The following is an 18,013-nucleotide window of genomic DNA, read 5'->3' on the forward strand; positions in this document are numbered from 1 at the left end:
ATTAAGCGATTCTTTTTTCATCCGGAAGATTCTCTGATTCAAGCGAAATTTTTCAGGTGAGTTATATATTAAGGAAAAAACATCAGAATCAGGCTTGTGAATACGAAATGAAAATATTCTTCCATCACTAAATCAGTTAAAATATATTTTCCTGCAGGTAGTCTGCTCAAATCTTTCCGGAATACATTTGTAGAAAAATGTAAAATAAAAAATATGTGCTCTTTTGCTGATTTATAAGGCATATTTTCAAACAAGCCTTTTGTATTCTTTATTCAATTTAATTTTATGTAATTATTTTTTTCTTTCCAAAAATATTTCTCCATGAGTTTGCCTATCCTTACAAGTGAAATAGCTTCCCTCAAGTCGATCAATTTCATCAAAATCTAAAAAAGTAACTCCATAATGTTTGTGTAGAGTTGCGACAGAACTAGACAAAGGTTCATTGAAGTATTGGTACACCAATCGAGCCTCTGACAACGATATCGAAGCAGTCTTGCTTTTTGATTTTGAATTACTAGTTTTCAAAACTATAGATATAGAACTCCAAGTCTGCTTAATGTTGACCTCTACATCGATTTCTTCTCCTTTGCCATAACTTGTTTTTATGCGGCCATTCCACTTTCCACTTAAATTTGGGATCTTGGAGAATTTAAGTTTCCATAAATATCTGTCATAAGAATAGAAAAAAATCATAAATACAATCGCAAAAAATGACATTTGAGGAATATATGGTATATGGCTAAAGTAAGGAAGGCTATTAAAATAATCTACAAACGAATTTAATAATTTAAGGATTACAATAGAAGTTATAAATGCTAAGCTTCCCATAGATCCTAATACTTTAATTCTGTTATTATCAGTGGAATATGGATGCATGATCTTTACCAGTTGTTCCAGAGGTTTATCGCCTTGTTGATGAAATTTTTAGCATTAGTCACAGACCATTGGTCGGGAGAGTTACCAAATAAATTTATTTGGCAATTCTGACACTTAAAAACTTTTATATCTTTGGAACTTAAGTATGATAAGATGTTATGAACAGTTTTTTGATGGCTTGATTCAAATTCAGAATTGGGAACATTATAAAGTAGACATTCGATGAAATATGAAGGAGCCTCATCTATTTTTATAATATTTTTATCTACAAGATGAGATCTTATATTTTTGAAGATTCTGATTGTACTATTAAACATGCCGTTTGTTTGTTGACTCTTAGAAGTACCATTTTTATCATGGTATTTTGGGTAATTAATAATCCACCTTCCATCAGTTGATCTAAATTTTATTCCTTCTATGTAATAATAATTATACGGACCTTTTTTATAATACCTCATTCTATAATGATAATGATCCCGAGCTTCAGAACGATTCACATATAATCGATGTTGCATACAAACAACAACGTCTGCATCTAAGTATGGAGTTTCTACATTTATGCATTTATTCCCCTCACTAACAGTAAAACTACTCATATTTCTTAACGCTTTGATCACATCGTATCTAAACTGTTCCCATTGATATGATGATTTTGAAAGAAACTTTAATAGTAATTGTTTATCATTGTATGATAAATTGTCTAAATCTTGACTATAAAAGGAATTCAATTGTACAACAATGTCAACGTCACTATTACTTCGGACTGTAGTTGAATTTTTGTATGAGCCTTGTAGATAGATTTCATAGTTGGGTTTTCCATTCGGCCAATTATATATTTCCAATACTTTACGTATTGATTCATGGGCATCTTTAAATTTAGCCTGTGAACCAGGGTTAGCCCATATTTGCAACTGACTCTCAGGTATTACCATGATATATAATCCTAAATTTATGGTTGTAAATATGAAAGAATATATAAATTGTATTTCTACAAAATATAGTAAATTAAATTCAATAGTTATATATCGAATGTAGTATTTAATTTATCTACTTCAATTTTCAACCAGTCATTTAGAATCTTCCCCTATCAACAATTCACTTAAAATATATGTTTCCTGCCGGTGGTCTGCTGGAATCTTCCCCGGGTACGTTTGTAAAAAAAGAGAAACTAATAACTCACGATTTTGTATATTTTGCAGGAGCTCTTTATTTCAATTTGCTATTTTTGATATCAAAATAATACTTTACTAAGGATTTCATCCATTACTCTAAAATGTAAACTTTCCCTAAATTCGTTAGAAGAACCGAAATCAATAGACTCTTTATTTTTTTCTTTATCAACATCGGTAATTTTGTCAATAAAATCCTTTAATTGAGAATTTATTAACTGTGGTAGAACTTCAGAAAAGATGTTGATATTGCCCAAAGCAATTGCTCCAAATTGTTTAATATCAATTTCTTCATGAATTCTGTTTATTATTGTGTTAAAAGTTTCTTCACCGTCAAAGAAGTGCTTGTATGCCTCCATCAGTTCTTCCTTTTTCTTTGCATCCACCTCTACTGCGGCTTCAATGATACTAAATTTTTTGTTTGAGTCGGGGTATGTAAGGTTAAATGATATCGGTGTTTTTGATTTTCTGATAATTTTTGAAATTACATTTACTACGTTATCATTTTCTGTTAAAAACTTAAAAGAATCCAAAATTTGAAGTTTAGGATCAGTTTTTTTAGAAATCCAGTTTCTAAGACAATTTCTATCTAATGATTTTTCAGGTAGACTATTGTAGAATTTCTCAAAATTTGTTTCTTCGTTGATTATGAATTCAATTCTCTTTTCATTAATACTAATTTTTGAAGCTATTTTTTCTTCATGCCTTTGTAAGTAGAACTGGAAAACACCTAATAATATACCAAGTACTGTGATTACGTTATAAAAAGAACCCAACGGATGAATATCTAATAAATTTGCGAAAAACAACAGTCCTAAAAAACATACCCAGATGATGCAAATAGGAAATAACTCATAAAGAGTGTTGAAAAAAAGTTGTTTGAATATAACGAGTAAGTTCTTAGTGTTCATGACTTTAAGCAATAAACTGAAATAGCGTTTCATACATTTGTCTTTCTTATCTATTTGTTCTAAGTTTTCGTTTTTATTTTTGATTTTTAAAAGATCGAATTTCCAAATAACATAATCTGTTTTTAGAACCATGAATGAGATCACAAATATAATTACATAAACAAAAGCAGGAATATTAGAAATGAAGTGATTAAAAAAAATTCCCATAAAAATATTGGCAAATAAAAAACTAAGAATCGAAATGCTTCTTAATATTTTTATTATATCATACATAAAAATCCTACTATGAAAAAACATAATTTTTTACAAAGTATTTATGTTGCTACCTTTTAAAACCTTCGATCTCTATATATTAGTTCTTCTCTGTATATTTATAAAAAGAAATAAAAATTGTGATAGAAGTTGCCTTTTTCTTTGGAGGGCTGTTTTCTGATTGAAGTGAAAATTTATTAATCTAGTTCAAGTTTTGGGAGCTATCAAAAGTGACCTTCTGTTATACAAAACCAAATATATTCAATTGATTCCAAACCAATTAAAACGTATTTTTCTAATTGACAGCACACATAGAATAGAGGATTTAGATTTTTTTCACATTGTCTTATTTCTACAGAAAAAGGAAATAATATTTATAATACAAATCAATTAAAATAATTAATATAAGTGAAGCCCGATCACAGGCAATAGATTAATTAGCACAATATCAAGAAGTGGCTGAAGGGATAAAGAGAAAAATGGCAGATTTGTTTTTATGGTTCAACGAAACTAAACAGGCTTTTGAAAGTGGAAACCCGGCATCATTATTTGGGGTATATGCTCTTTTAATAGTTTCAATAGTGCTAACATGGAAAGATATATGGTTACCCAAATATAGACTGAAATTTTTAATATTGTCTCTTTTTGGCTTTATTACTATAGAATTATGGAGTTTTGGTTTGCTTAATGGACTAACGCTTTATTTCGTATTAGTACTACTTGGAAGCCTTACATTAGTGTTCTATTACTCTTCTCGTAAACTTTTATGGCCATGTTCTTTAGTTGATTGTGAAGTTTCCAATTTTCTCATGGCTAATGAACCCGAAAAAGCAGAACAAATGCTGTACTATTATAGGCGATATTTCTTGGATTCAACGGGAAAATATTCATATAATATTCAGAAAGCAGCCATTGCTGCAGCAAAAGGTAACATGAGAAGTTCAGTAGAAATTCTCTTTAAAATTGATGAAAAAACACTTAATGAGGATGAGACTCTGCGTCTTGAACTAATAAAAGTAAATTATTATTCACAGTTGGGGGACTTTGATAGGGCAAAACAAACTGTGGAATATCTTTCTAAAATTTATGAAATTTCGGGGAAATACTTGATTCAAGTATATCTCATTCAGGCATTATCTGCAGAAGTTGAAGGAGATCTCAAGAAATCATCAGAGCTTCTTCTAAAAGCTATTAACATCTGTTCAGACGATACAGATGTATATTATCAAGTTGCACTAAATAATATGGGGAGAATTCGAAAGTTGGAAGGAAATTATACAGACTCTTTATATTATTATCAAAGAAAACTTAAGGCAGTAAAGTATTCGAGAAATAGAACATCAATCCACATTGCATATCAAAACGTTATCGGTTCACTTACTTTGGATCATAAATTAGACGAAGCAAATAAAAAAATTCAAGAGTATCACTCTTTTATTGATTCCAAAAATCCAAATGACTTATTAGAATACTATAACTGTCTCCTAGAACACTATAGGCAAACAGATGATCGCTACAACTTGTCTAAAATATTAGAGGAATTAAGGGAAAAAATGTATCCAAATATTTCACGAAAAGAACAGCTTATGTTTGATATATCCGAGTTGAGAATAAGATGGAATAGTAAATTATTGTCTCAAGTGTTTCTAAACCAGATAGAATCCCAATATACTGAGTATTCGGATTTTTCACCAGTGGAAAAATTCAAATGTTTCATGGAAATACACCATATCCTGCAAGATTTGAGCGAAACAGGATTATTGGGTGATCATGTAAACCTGTATAATACAAATAAGGAAAATATTCGAATCATCATACCTGGGCTGGAAAACTATCTCTACACAATTCCAGAGTATTGCATTTCAGAGAAATGTGAGACTATGTGGAATATAGTAAGAGCAAAGACGTGTAACGTTGATTATGATAGAGATGAAGTCCTTAGAATGCTCAAGGACATCAAAAAGACATACTCAGAACACGGGAATTTTATTGGAGCTTTTAATATTGGATTAGATATTTGTGATGAAGCTTGTGGGCAGAAGAGATATGAAGAAATGTGGGAGTTCACTCAGTTAGCAATAGATGAAATTCAACGACTTTACGGTCATCCGGTTGCAACTCCCGCATTTTTAAGAATTGCATACTATGCATATATCGCTGGAAAAGTGGAAATTTCTAGAAAATATATAGGGTTGTATGAAAAAACTGGTAATCATATTTCCCACTATTCAGATTGGATTCAAAATTATTATTATGCGGTCAAGCAAGAATTAGACAAAATTGATTATTTACAAAAGACTTGAATATTAAATTAAAAAGTAGAAGTCCATTCCTCTAAAAGGAACAGACAAAATCATTAACTTACTGCTTATCCATTACCTTCCTATACATCCTGGCCTGGAACCCGTGATACTTCGCAAACCCTTCTGAGTCCTTCTGGTCAATGGTCTGGCTGTCAAACGAAACCAGGTCTTCAGAATAGAGGGCATTCGGTGAGCTGCGGGCAAGGATCGTGAGGGCGCCTTTGTAGAGCCTGACTTTCACTATACCTGTAACTCTTTCCTGGGACTTGTCGATAAAGGCGTTCAGATCGGCATAAAGCGGCTCGTCCACAAGCCCGTAATAGGCAAGTTCAGACCACTGGTCGTCCACGATCTTCTTGAACTTGAGTTCGCTGCGGGTCAGGACGAGTTTCTCAAGGTCGGCGTGGGCTGCCAGAAGAACGGTTGCAGCCGGGTGTTCGTAGTTCTCGCGGGCTTTTAAGCCGAGCACGCGGTCTTCAATCATATCAGTTCGACCAACGCCGTTTTCGCCTGCAATTTCATTCATTTTCTTCACAAGGGCGTAGCCGCTCATTTTTTCGCCGTCAAGGGAAACCGGAACACCTGCTTCAAAGCCGATGTCAACAACCCTGGGCTGTTCAGGGGCTTTTTCAGGCGAGGTTGTCCACTCGAAGATCTCTTCCGGCGGGACAAACGAAGGGTCTTCAAGCCTGCCGCCTTCGATACTGCGGCTCCAGATGTTTTCGTCAACGCTCCAGGGCTTGGACTTTGTGACTTCCACCGGGATTCCGTGCTCTTTTGCGTAGTCGATTTCCCACTCGCGGGTCAGGTTCATCTCCCGCATCGGGGCAATAACATCCATGTCGGTCTGGCGGAAAACGGCCTCGAAACGGAGCTGGTCATTGCCTTTTCCTGTGCAGCCGTGGGCAAGGGCTACTGCTCCTTCTTTCCTGGCAGCCTCGACCACTTTTTTCGCGATCAACGGGCGGGCAATTGAAGTTCCCATTACATAGCCTTCGTAACTTCCGTTGGCTTTGATCAGTGGGAAGACGTAATCTTTAACGAACTCTTCCTTTGCATCGATCGTATAATGCTTGTTGCTGATCTTCTCTGCTTTTGCGTCTGCCCGCTTGATTTCCTCTTCAGGCTGGCCTACATCGACTGAAATCGTAACTACTTCGTCGTATCCGTACTTTTCCTTAAGGATAGGGATGCACACCGAGGTGTCAAGCCCTCCTGAATATGCAAGTGCAACTTTCTTTGCCATGCTTTTACTACCCCTTTAACTTATAGATTAAAACAAATAAGTGTGACAGGTGATTTGAACTTAAGATTGATGAATACTTAAACTTAAACTTGAGATTGATGAATACTTGAACTTAAACTTGAGATTGATGAGTACTTGAACTTGAGGAGTAACTTGAAACAGATGTAACGGATATAATAAGCCCGAATTAGATTAATAGTCTAAATAAATTATGTAAAAGATGGTAAGCAAGCCATCTTTTTTGGTTCAGAGAATTTAAGCAGAATTTCGGGCTGAAATTTCTATCTTTACTCGGTTTTCACCAGTTGGATTTTACCAGTTGGATTTTACCAGTTGGATTTTACCAGTTGGATTTTACCAGTTGGATTTTACCAGTTGGTTTTTGCCAGTTAGACTTTGTTTTCCTCTTCCATCTCTTTGTGGTACTCGTTGATGGATTTAATTGTAAGTTCCTCTCCCTTCTTCATAGTCTCTATGGCAGCGGCTGCGGCTATTGCGGCCTGCATTGTGGTGATGTACGGGACCTTGAAATCAACAGCAGCCCGCCTGATCCTTGAACCATCCCTGCGGGACTGTTTGCTTGTCGGGGTATTGATGATAAGGTTAACCTCGTCCCTGCGCATCATATCTATGACATTCGGACTTCCGTCATGGACCTTTTTCACCACATCCATGAAGACCCCGTGCTGTGCAAGATAGTTTACAGTACCCTCTGTGCCCATAAGTTCAAGGCCTGCTGCCTGCAGTTTCTTTGCAACGTCCACAAGTTCGGTTTTGTCTGCATTCCTTATGGAAAGGAAAACTTTTCCTGTAAGAGGCAGCACATTATCGGCTGCAAGCTCTGCCTTATAATATGCCCTTCCGAAGTCGTAGTCAATTCCCATTACCTCGCCAGTACTCTTCATCTCCGGGCCGAGGACAGGATCTGCACCTGGTAATTTATCGAAAGGCAAGAGGACTTCCTTAATCGAAACATGTTTGGGTTTTGGCTCGTCCATGTAGCCCAGGCTCTTTAAGCTGTGTCCTACAATTACCTTAGCTGCAATCTTTGCAAGCGGGATTCCAACGGCTTTTGAAACAAAAGGAATTGTCCTGCTTGAACGGGGGTTTGCTTCAAGCACATAGACCTTCCCGCCTTTCTCTGCCATCTGTATGTTAATCAGCCCTTTGACCCTGAGAGCAAGAGCTATCTTGCGGGTATAGTCCCTTACCTGGTCAAGAACCTCAGGCGAGAGACTCTGTGGTGGAATTACACAGGCCGAATCTCCGGAGTGAACACCTGCTTCCTCGATGTGCTCCATTATTGCGCCGATAATTACGTCTTTCTGGTCGCAGACTGCATCCACATCGATTTCAGAAGCTGCCTCAAGGAAATCATCAATCAGTATTGGGTGTTCGTGAGAGACCCTGACTGCCTCTTTCATATAGCGTTCAAGGTCCATTTCATCGTATACGATTTCCATTGCCCGCCCGCCAAGCACATAGGAAGGACGCACAAGCACAGGGAAGCCGATCCTCTTTGCAACCTCAATTGCTTCCTTCTGGGAAGTTGCATACCCGCCTTCAGGCTGTGGAACGCCAAGCTTCTGCATAAGGATATAGAACTTTTCCCTGTCTTCGGCAAGGTCCATGTCATCAGGGTCTGTTCCCAGGATCACGGTATTAAGGTCGGTCCTGCGCTTCAATTCCTGCTTGAGTGGAATTGCAAGGTTTACCGAGGTTTGTCCTCCGAACTGCACAAGGACTCCATCAGGCTTCTCACGCTCGATTACGTTCATCACATACTCAAGAGTAAGAGGTTCAAAAAAGAGCTTGTCTGAGGTATCAAAGTCTGTAGATACGGTTTCGGGGTTGTTATTGATAATATGAGTTTCTATGCCTTCTTCCCGAAGCGCAGTGACTGCATGCACAGTACAGTAATCGAACTCAATTCCCTGTCCGATCCTTATCGGGCCTGCACCAAGAATAAGAATCTTCTTCTTATCTGTGGTGGCATTTGTCTCGCAGGAGTCCTCGTAAGTAGAATAATAATAAGGAGTAGCTGCCTCAAACTCGGCTGCACAGGTATCTACCATCTTGAAGGTAGCCAGAATTCCGGCTTTATGTCTGAGGTCACTTATTTCCTGCCTGGTACTTCCAGTCAGTTCGGCAAGGCGAGTATCAGGGAAGCCCATCTTTTTTGCTTCAAGCAGGAGTTCAGGAGTGAGTTCTTCTGCCCTGATGCGCTTTTCCATATCCACGATACTTTTTATCTTTGAGATAAAGAATGGGTTGATACTCGAAAGCTCGAAAATTTCTTTTACCGACATACCCTTCTCAAGTGCATCGAAGATAACAAAAAGACGTTCGCTTGTAGGGGTCTTGAGGAGAGTTTTAGTTTCAGGCTCGTCCCAGTGCTTATTTCCTAACTGGTTGTCGATATCCAGGGACTTAAAAGCCTTCAGCAGGGATTCTTCAACAGTCCTGCCAATTGCCATGACTTCTCCCGTACTTTTCATGGCTGTAGTCAGGGTCTTGTCTGCAGTTGTGAACTTGTCAAAAGGCCACCTGGGAATTTTGGTAATTACGTAGTCCAGAGCAGGTTCAAAAGAAGCAGGAGTGCTCTTAGTAACATTGTTTATGATCTCATCAAGCTTCATTCCAATTGCAATTTTTGCAGTTACGCGGGCAATTGGATAGCCTGTAGCTTTTGATGCAAGGGCTGATGACCTTGAAACCCTTGGATTTACCTCAACAACGCGGTAATCGCCTTCTTTTAAGGCGTACTGGATATTGCACCCTCCCTCGATCTTGAGAGCTCGGATAATCTTGATTGAGGCACTCCTGAGCATCTGATGCTCAGCATCGCTTAAAGTCTGGGAAGGAGCAACAACTGCCGATTCTCCGGTATGCACTCCCATGGGGTCAATATTTTCCATGTTACAGATCACGATGCAGGTATCATTTGCATCTCTCATTACCTCATACTCGATCTCTGCCCAGCCAAGCACACTTTCTTCAATGAGCACCTGGTTGATGCGGCTGCGCCTGAGCCCACGTTCCGTAATATCAAGCAACTCTTCTTTTGTGCGTGCAATTCCGCCCCCTGCTCCTCCAAGAGTGTATGCCGGACGGACAATGAGAGGAAGGCCAAGTTCATCAACAACACTTTCGGCTTCTTTTAAAGAATTAACTGCCCGGCTTAAAGGAACCTTTTCTCCTATCTTGATCATTGTCTCTTTGAAGAGTTCCCTGTCTTCGGTATTTTTAATGGCTTCAACAGGGGTTCCCAGAATCTTAACCCCGTATTTTTCAAAAACACCCTTTTCTGCAAGTTCACTGGTAATATTAAGGCCAGTCTGACCTCCAATACCTGCAATAATCCCGTCCGGACGTTCTTTTTCAATAATTTTTGATACTATCTTGGCGTCAAGGGGCTCAATATAGACCGAATCAGCCATTTCAGGATCGGTCATTATGGTTGCAGGGTTTGAGTTTACAAGGACAACCTTTATCCCTTCTTCTTTTAAGGACCTGCAAGCCTGGCTGCCTGAAAAGTCGAATTCCGCAGCCTGTCCTATAGTAATTGGCCCTGAGCCGATAAGCAAAACCTTCTTTATGTCCTCGCGTTTTGGCATTAAATCTCACCTCCGAGGACCTTTACAACCTTGCCAAAGAACGTCTCCTCGGTATCCATAGGCCCTGCCTGGGCTTCAGGATGGAACTGTACACTGAAAATATCCAGGTCTTTGTGAGAAACCCCTTCTACGGTTTTGTCATTTGCATTCAGGTACTTTACATAAAGCCCCGTGCCGTCAAGGGAATCAGCATCAACGGCATACCCATGGTTCTGGGAGGTTATGAAAATCTTGTTTTCAATCAGGTCCTTTACTGGCTGGTTTCCTCCTCTGTGCCCGAATTTTAACTTGTAGGTTTTTGCTCCCATAGCAAGGGAAATAATCTGGTGCCCGAAACAAATCCCGCAAACCGGAATTGTGCCTGCAAAAGCCTTTACGGCATTGATCGCATCCGTTGCTTTTTCCGGGTCTCCTGGTCCATTTGAGATAAAAAGGAGGTCAGGTTCGTAATTTGCAATTTCCGAGGGTTTTATAGTTGCAGGAACCAGAGTAAGGTCAATTCCCCGCTTATGAAGGTTGTTTATGATATTGCGCTTAATCCCGAGGTCGACTATAACCGCATGTTTGCGTTTACTGCTGCCTTTCCAGGCGCCTTCTGCTCCGGGAATGAAATATGGCTCTTTACAGGTTACAAGGGAGATAAGTTCCTCATCCGTGAGCTGGGGAGAGTTTCTTGCTATATCAACAGCCTCTTCTCCGTCATCGCTGCCTGCGATAAGGGCTGCCCTCATGGTTCCGTGTTCCCTTGCCCTGATGGTGAGCATCCGAGTATCCACGCCTTCAATTCCTGGCTTCCCTTCATCCTCTAAAAATTTATGAATTGAACGGGATGATTTATAATGATAGGGCTTTTTGCAGGCCTCTCTTACAACAAGCCCTTCCGCATGCATGTTATCGGACTGGGCGCGCTCCCCGCTGACACCGTAGTTTCCGATAAGGGGATAAGTGAACATTAAAATCTGACCCTTGTAAGAAGGATCTGTTAGGGCCTCCTCATATCCCGTGAATTGAGTGGTAAAAACAAGTTCGCCGCAAGCTGTGCCTTCGGCACCAAAACCGGTGCCCTTAATAACTGTTCCGTCTTCTAAGCCTAGTACTGCTTTCATCATCTGAACCTGCGAGTAAATATCATAAGACATGTATAAGTGTTACGATGAATTTCCCAATTCCAGGAAGTCCTATATTTTTCAGTTTTTAAATATATAAATCTTTCAATTATATTTTTTCATCCGGGAGCCCTTTCTTCAAGTTCCAAAATAAAACTTATCTCCTGGAATGTTGACATTAAAAATAATACTTTTTTAATTAATTAGTTAATTCATTAATTAATTAATTAATTAAAAAATGCAGGAAATCTGGAAGATCGTATTAAAAATATATGGAAAGTCGTTAACTTACTGGAGTGGTGGATTTGTATTACAACAAAATCGTAACCTGAAGCTCCAATATGTTAAAGTAAAGCCAAATTTCATACTTTTAGATCCTGAAACCATATGTTACTTGTGCCAATTTTCTGAGAGAAATTTATTTTTTATATATTAAATTTTCGCAAAAATTGTATATATAATTGGGCAAGAAATAACAGCTAGGAAAATAAGTTGTTTAAGCTGCAAAAAATCGAGTGTTCTCTTAAGTTTATATTTCCAGTTACCTGATTTTTAGCTGTCCGAATCAATAGTAAAGAGAACTAACCAACTCGAGTAAACTTAGTTTTTATTAAATGGGTTTTGTGGCAATTTTTTAACAACGTTTTACCTTTGCAACGACTGTAAATAATTTTTGAAACCACTTAGGTCAAAACCTGGGTATCATTATGAACAAAAAAATAAAACTTGAAGTTCGAAATATTACCAAGGTCTTTGGTAAAAATCCTCAGAGAGTAATCTCCCTTCTAAAAGAAGGCTTCTCCAAAAGTGAAATTTTTGACAAAACAAAACAGACTGTTGGGCTCAACAACGTCAATTTCGAAGTCTACGAAGGAGAGATCTTCGTCATAATGGGACTTTCAGGTTCAGGTAAGTCTACTCTTTTACGCTGCTTAAACCGCCTTGTCGAGCCAACTGCGGGAGAAATCCTGATAGATGGGCAGAACATCACGCAGATGAATGCGGAAGAACTGCGTGATGTTCGCAGAACCAAGATTGGTATGGTATTTCAAAACTTCGCCCTACTTCCCCATAAAAACGTGCTTGATAACGTTGCTTACGGGCTTGAGATCCAGGGAATTCCTAAAGAAAAACGCTTCTCTAAGGCGCTTGTATCCATAGAAAACGTGGGCCTAAAAGGCTATGAACATAGCAGAATAACCCAGTTGAGTGGAGGCATGAAGCAGAGAGTGGGGCTTGCAAGAGCGCTTGCCAATGATCCTGAGATCCTGCTCATGGACGAAGCTTTCAGTGCCCTTGATCCACTTATCAGGAACGAGATGCAAGACGAGCTGATTGCCCTTGAGGATAGGGTGCAAAAAACAATTATCTTTGTCTCCCATGACCTGAATGAAGCCCTGAAACTCGGAGACCGCATTGCCATCATGAAAGACGGTGAAGTAGTCCAGATAGGGACTCCTGAAGAGATCCTGACCGAACCTGCAAATTCCTATGTTTCAAGGTTCGTTTCAGGTGTTGACAGGTCTAAAATCCTTACCGCTGAATCGGTTATGAAACGGCCTGAACCGCTAGTGTCTATCAATTCCGGGCCCAGGGTTGCTATTCAGTTGATGAAAGATTATGGGATTTCCTCGATTTATGTAGTTGAAGGAAAGAACAGGCATCTGAAAGGCATACTTATGATAGATGATGCACTTGAAGCCCTTAGGGGTGGGAAGAGCCTTGAAGCAGCAATGTTTCCTGAGGCCCCACGTGTCACCCCAGATAGACCTCTTAGTGAGGTGATTTCCTTGATTGCAGGAAGCCAGTACCCCCTTGCTGTGGTCAATGATTCAGGAAAACTGCTTGGGATTATAGTCCGGGGCAATGTACTTGGTGCTCTTGCAATGGCTGGAGAAAACGGGCAGGCTGAGGCCTCCAAAGAAAAAAATCCAGAAAAAAGGAACTCAGAAGAAAGAAGCGTTTCAGAGAAAACTTTTGAAGGAAAGCCTGCTGAGAAAACTGTCCTGATAGGTAAAAATGAAGGAGAAGCCGGACCCCCATCAAAAAGTTTAGGAGTTCCGAATGTCCAGAATAGTATAGACAACGGAACTGCCAGTGAGTCTGTGCCAATTAACAATGAAACTGCCAGTGAGTCTGTGCCAATTAACAATGAAACTGCCAGTGAGTCTGTGCCAATTAACAATGAAACTGCCAGTGAAGCTGTACCCGCCGAACTGACTGCTAAAGAATCTCTCAGGTCTGACTCAGAGCAGGAGCCGGAGGTGAAAACATGCTGACCTTCCGGTTACCTATTGGAGATACTGTTGAACTTGCTGTGGACTGGATTGAAGCAAACTTCGGTTCGTTTCTGGACATTATAAGCAAGCAACTTGATTTCCTGATCTCGAGTTTAAAAAATGCGCTTCTTTTCCTGCCTCCAGAACTTTTTATCGCTGGGATTTTCCTGCTAGCATACTTTGTAGGAAAACGCAACATAAAACTTGCAGCCGGGACTGCAATTGGCTTTTTCCTTATCGAAAACATGGGGCTCTGGACGCTCTCAATGGAGACACTTGCTCTTGTGCTTTCGTCTACCCTGCTTGCACTTATTATCGGGATTCCGCTGGGGATTCTTTCTGCAAAAAACACTACGCTTTCCCGTATTTTAAAGCCTGTACTCGACTTTATGCAGACCATGCCGCCTTTTGTGTACCTGATCCCTGCACTCCTATTCTTTGGGCTTGGAAATGTGCCCAGTATGATTGCAACTATTGTGTTTTCAATGCCACCTGCAATAAGGCTCACAAACCTTGGAATAAGGCAGGTTCCAAAAGAACTTACCGAAGTTGCAGATTCCTTTGGCTCCACGAGCTGGCAGAAACTTTCCAAGGTTGAACTGCCTGTAGCGCTCCCGACCATAATGGCTGGGGTCAACCAGTGCATTATGCTCTCCCTTTCGATGGTTGTAATCGCAGCCATGATCGGAGCCCGGGGTCTTGGGTACCAGGTCCTTCTGGGTATCCAGCGTATTGACATTGGCATGGGCTTTGAATCAGGGCTTGCGATTGTCATAATCGCAGTTTTTCTGGACCGGATTACCCAGCATCTAAGCCCCAGGTAAAAAAGCTCCTTTCCTGATTTTTCCTTAAAAGGAACTCAGGATAAAGCTCTTCACTTTAACAGGGTCGCCTTCTTAATCCCGAAAGAATGCGCACCATTCATTTCAAGCCCTGAAAAACTCAAAAAAACTAGACAAACTGAAAGAAATTCAAATAGGTTGTAGATATTTTTGACCAATACAAAGTTTAATTTGAACGTAAAGAAACTTGGATCTGTTCTGGCAATCTGCCTGATGATAGGGCTTGCCCTTCTTGCAGCAGGTTGTTCCGAAAAGGGAAACGAAACTGCGGGAGGAACGGAAACTCCTACAGCAACAGAAACATCCGAGTTCAGTGAGCCTGTAAAGATAGGATATGTCTTATGGGACGGTGAGATTGCAAGTACTAATGTTATGCAACAGGTGCTTAAAAAAGCAGGATATAAAAATGTGGAAATAACTGCAGTTGATGCAGGTCCACTTTATCAGGAACTTGCTGATGGGCAGTTTGATTTCACTACTTCGGCATGGCTTCCCTATACCCACAAGCATTACTGGGAAGTTTACGGTGATAAGCTTGATTCTGTCCAGACAAACCTTGAAGGTTGTAAAATCGGGCTTGTTGTTCCCTCTTACGTACCCATCAATTCTATTTAGGAGTTACGCAGTTGGCTCCTAGCATATTGTTTTTTCCAAACTTTCAAATATTTGAATTAATTTAACGTGTATTGGGGATTCCTTAAGTATTCTGTCACTGCCACTCTTCTAATTTTCATAGCACTTTCAAACCAGGATATTCCACTTTTGATTCTTTGTAATTCCAGTCTAAGAAAAGCTCTTAATGAGAACATTATATGTGCTCTTTGTGATTCTTCCTTTCTTGCCTGACATTTTTCGACACCACAGAACTGTTTTATTCCCCTATGATATTCCTCAATTTTCCATGACTTCTTTGCCAAATCTTCACGTTTTGCTTCATCCATCTCTTGCACATCTGTAACCCAGTGTTGCGTGTCTCCATTTTTTGAAACTATCCTAAACACCTTTACAAATCCATATGCTTTGAGGTGAACCACACGTCCTTTTGGAGGAATATCTACTGTTTCAAGTGGCACATTTCCCTTGTTGTCAGGATTTACCAAACGATTATTTTTCAATCTTGTAAGGAAATGCCACTCTTTCTGTCTAATGGCTTTAAGGTTTTTCACACTTGCATACCATGTATCAAATAAAACGAATTTGGGATTAAAACCACGTTCTTCGGCCTTGTCAAGCATATCACGGAAATGGTCATTCTTTGTTTTGTCGTCTACATCGATGTTATAAATTCGAAAATCGATAGGTATAACGGTTGTACCGTCAGTCCAAACTAAGGTAACCAGGCCTATTCCCTTTACAGTACGATGATGTTTTCCACTCCACATACGACGAACAAAAGCAATTTCTTCTGCGTATGGTTTATCTAATGTTGAATCATCAACAATTAGGTATCCTCCCTTAAGCTTGACATAACTTTTTACTTCCTCCCATAGTGCTTCCGTGTCTGGAGGTTGCCTTTGAAGGCAACGAGTAAAAGCATCATGAGAAGGAGCATTAGCTATGTCTGGATAACATCTAGCAGCTTCAGTACAGCTAAAAACGTTAGAAGCCGCAATGAGAAAATTAATGTAGTCAATGTCGGTACACTTAGGTGGATTTATGTCCATAACTCCGTACGTTTTTAGAGAAACACTAAGCCATAAGTATATTTATAAAGATATCAAGTTTTCGGCATTTTAACTGCGTAAGTCCTATATTGAAGAACTCAATTCCGAAAAGGACAAATTTGGTGGAAAGATAATCGGGATAGAACCAGGAGCAGGCATAATGCAGGCTTCAGAAACAGCAATTTCCGATTATGGTCTGGAAATGGAGCTTGTCCCAGGCAGTAGTGCAGCAATGACCGCTTCCCTGAAAAAAGCTCTGGATTCCAAAGAATGGATAGTTGTTACTCTCTGGTCCCCTCACTGGGCTTTTAACAGATGGGATCTTAAGTACCTTGACGACCCTAAAGGCTCATATGGTGACGCCGATCACGTTGAAACCGTGGCAAGGCTTGGACTTAAAGAAGAAAAACCCAATCTCTACGGCATCCTGACACGTTTCAAGTGGACTCACGATGATATCCAGACCGTTATGATGGATATCGAAAACGGAACTGCGCCTGAAACAGCCGCAGCAAAATGGGTTGAAAACAACCCGCAAAAAGTTAATGAATGGATTGGAAAAGAGTAAGTTTCTTTTCCCTTTATCTTCTTTTTATACATTTTTACTTCCGTTTTTTCTTCATATTTTCGCTGTTTTTATTACTTTAGAAAGCGCCCCCAGATGAGTTTAATCGCCGGGCGAATTTAAAATTATTATATATTATAAAATACCAATTGTTTATTAGGATAATTTTTCAGATTCAAAGTGGATTACTTTAGAATACCACCTCAGAATGCGAATTATGGCAGTTCAAATTTTGAGGATGAGAATTTTTATAATTCTTTCGATATATTAAGTAGAAAAGAGGCAGAAAAATGGCAAAAATGGCAAATAAATTTAAAGAACTTGACAGGACAGCTGAGGAAAAATACAAAAAAGGCAGAATTTCTTTTAAGGTCGGGAGGTTTGAAGACGCGCTTGCTGCCTATGGAGAAGCCGCTGACGCCTGGAAAGAAATGGCAGATCTGCTTTTCGAAAAAGGAAAAGAGACGCGAGGGACAGAGTTCCTTGAAAAAGCCATGGAGGCAAAATCGTGTTACGGAATGGCTCTTTTCAAGCTTGAAAGGTATGTAGAAGCCCTGGAAATCGTTGATGCCGCCCTTGAACTTAAGCCTGAAAACCCTACCGAGTGGTCCAACAGGGGTTTCGTGCTTTCAGCGATGGGGCGGAACGAGGAAGCCCTTGAAACTTTCGAAAAAGCGCTTGAATTTGACCCGAAATCCCCCAAAATCCTTACCAACAAGGGTATAGTATATTTCAGGATGGGATTCCTGAAAAAGGCTCTTGAGACTTTCGATCGCGCTCTGGCAACCGAACCCAGGAAAGCCTCGGACTGGGCCTGCAAAATTCCCAGGTTCAGTTTCTTTTCCCGGAATAAGGCTCCTGTTATGAAGCCTGACAATGCTGAGACCTGGTACTGGAAAGGCAACGTACTTCTTGAGCTTGGAGAAAAGGAAAAAGCCCTTAATGCTTTCAAGATGGCTCTTGAAAGCGATCCAGACCACCTCAACTCTCTTCTTAGCGGTGGGGATTTGCTTTGCGAATTTGCCGAATACGGTGAGGCTTTCAAGTGCTATATAAGGGCCCTGAAACTCAGCCCTGAAAATGAAGCCGCTGAGAAGGGAAAAGAACTTTGTGAAGTGAAAATTAATGAGTGATTATTATCCGGTATTGAGTTTGGGATATTGAATTCGGGATATTGTATTTG

The 18,013-nt window shown here is 39.7% G+C and carries 13 protein-coding genes; 6 read left to right on the top strand and 7 right to left on the bottom strand.

Annotation, left to right across the window (positions count from 1 at the left end; all coding sequences use genetic code 11):
- Positions 1-291: 291 nt before the first annotated feature.
- The 3 genes from MSBRM_RS06530 to MSBRM_RS06540 all read right to left on the bottom strand — a co-directional run bounded on the left by MSBRM_RS06530 (position 292) and on the right by MSBRM_RS06540 (position 3,229).
- Positions 292-876: a Cap15 family cyclic dinucleotide receptor domain-containing protein gene (locus MSBRM_RS06530; RefSeq protein WP_048155094.1), complete on the bottom strand. Its 585-nt coding sequence runs from the start codon at positions 874-876 to the stop codon at positions 292-294.
- Positions 877-881: 5 nt separating this feature from the next.
- Positions 882-1,808 carry a nucleotidyltransferase domain-containing protein gene (locus tag MSBRM_RS06535; protein ID WP_048155097.1) on the bottom strand — a complete coding sequence of 309 codons (927 nt, stop codon included), beginning with the start codon at positions 1,806-1,808 and terminating at the stop codon, positions 882-884.
- 299 nt (positions 1,809-2,107) lie between these two features.
- The gene (locus MSBRM_RS06540) at positions 2,108-3,229 is read right to left on the bottom strand and encodes a hypothetical protein (RefSeq protein ID WP_048155099.1); all 1,122 of its coding nucleotides are present in this window, start codon (positions 3,227-3,229) and stop codon (positions 2,108-2,110) included.
- Between the two features lie 434 nt (positions 3,230-3,663).
- Between MSBRM_RS06540 and MSBRM_RS06545 the strand changes: the two genes are divergently transcribed.
- The gene (locus tag MSBRM_RS06545) at positions 3,664-5,511 is read left to right on the top strand and encodes a tetratricopeptide repeat protein (RefSeq protein ID WP_141706482.1); all 1,848 of its coding nucleotides are present in this window, start codon (positions 3,664-3,666) and stop codon (positions 5,509-5,511) included.
- 58 nt (positions 5,512-5,569) lie between these two features.
- On the opposite strand, the gene MSBRM_RS06550 is transcribed toward MSBRM_RS06545, so the two are convergent.
- From MSBRM_RS06550 to carA, 3 genes are all read right to left on the bottom strand, one after another.
- Entirely contained in the window at positions 5,570-6,757 is a 1,188-nt protein-coding gene (locus tag MSBRM_RS06550) for an argininosuccinate synthase (RefSeq protein WP_048155105.1), read from the bottom strand.
- A gap of 389 nt (positions 6,758-7,146) precedes the next feature.
- A complete protein-coding gene (gene carB / locus MSBRM_RS06555; protein WP_048155108.1) occupies positions 7,147-10,374 on the bottom strand; it encodes a carbamoyl-phosphate synthase large subunit in 3,228 nt (1,075 codons plus the stop codon).
- Positions 10,374-11,480 (bottom strand): glutamine-hydrolyzing carbamoyl-phosphate synthase small subunit, encoded by a 1,107-nt coding sequence (gene carA / locus MSBRM_RS06560; protein ID WP_048156882.1) that lies wholly within the window; start codon positions 11,478-11,480, stop codon positions 10,374-10,376. The genes carB and carA overlap by 1 nt, the downstream gene beginning before the upstream one ends.
- A 707-nt stretch (positions 11,481-12,187) precedes the next feature.
- On the opposite strand from carA, the gene MSBRM_RS06565 reads away from it, so the two are divergent.
- From MSBRM_RS06565 to MSBRM_RS06575, 3 genes are all read left to right on the top strand, one after another.
- Positions 12,188-13,759, top strand: coding sequence for a quaternary amine ABC transporter ATP-binding protein (locus tag MSBRM_RS06565; protein WP_048155111.1), 1,572 nt, complete (start codon positions 12,188-12,190; stop codon positions 13,757-13,759).
- On the top strand, positions 13,753-14,583 hold the full coding sequence (locus tag MSBRM_RS06570) for an ABC transporter permease (RefSeq protein WP_048118682.1): 831 nt from the start codon (positions 13,753-13,755) through the stop codon (positions 14,581-14,583). Before MSBRM_RS06565 ends, MSBRM_RS06570 begins: the two co-directional genes overlap by 7 nt.
- Before the next feature lie 168 nt (positions 14,584-14,751).
- Entirely contained in the window at positions 14,752-15,216 is a 465-nt protein-coding gene (locus tag MSBRM_RS06575) for a glycine betaine ABC transporter substrate-binding protein (RefSeq protein WP_230669077.1), read from the top strand.
- Positions 15,217-15,272: 56 nt separating this feature from the next.
- On the opposite strand, the gene MSBRM_RS06580 is transcribed toward MSBRM_RS06575, so the two are convergent.
- A complete protein-coding gene (locus MSBRM_RS06580; protein WP_048155834.1) occupies positions 15,273-16,265 on the bottom strand; it encodes an IS701 family transposase in 993 nt (330 codons plus the stop codon).
- 88 nt (positions 16,266-16,353) lie between these two features.
- Here MSBRM_RS06580 and MSBRM_RS06585 point away from each other — a divergent pair, with 88 nt between their 5' ends.
- Together MSBRM_RS06585 and MSBRM_RS06590 are read left to right on the top strand one after the other, a co-directional pair.
- Positions 16,354-16,833, top strand: a complete 480-nt coding sequence (locus MSBRM_RS06585; protein ID WP_268989055.1) for a glycine betaine ABC transporter substrate-binding protein — start codon at positions 16,354-16,356, stop codon at positions 16,831-16,833.
- Positions 16,834-17,120: 287 nt separating this feature from the next.
- The gene (locus MSBRM_RS06590) at positions 17,121-17,963 is read left to right on the top strand and encodes a tetratricopeptide repeat protein (RefSeq protein WP_048155116.1); all 843 of its coding nucleotides are present in this window, start codon (positions 17,121-17,123) and stop codon (positions 17,961-17,963) included.
- Positions 17,964-18,013 lie beyond the last annotated feature (50 nt).

Source organism: Methanosarcina barkeri MS (genome assembly GCF_000970025.1).
GTDB classification, from domain to species: Archaea; Halobacteriota; Methanosarcinia; order Methanosarcinales; family Methanosarcinaceae; genus Methanosarcina; species Methanosarcina barkeri.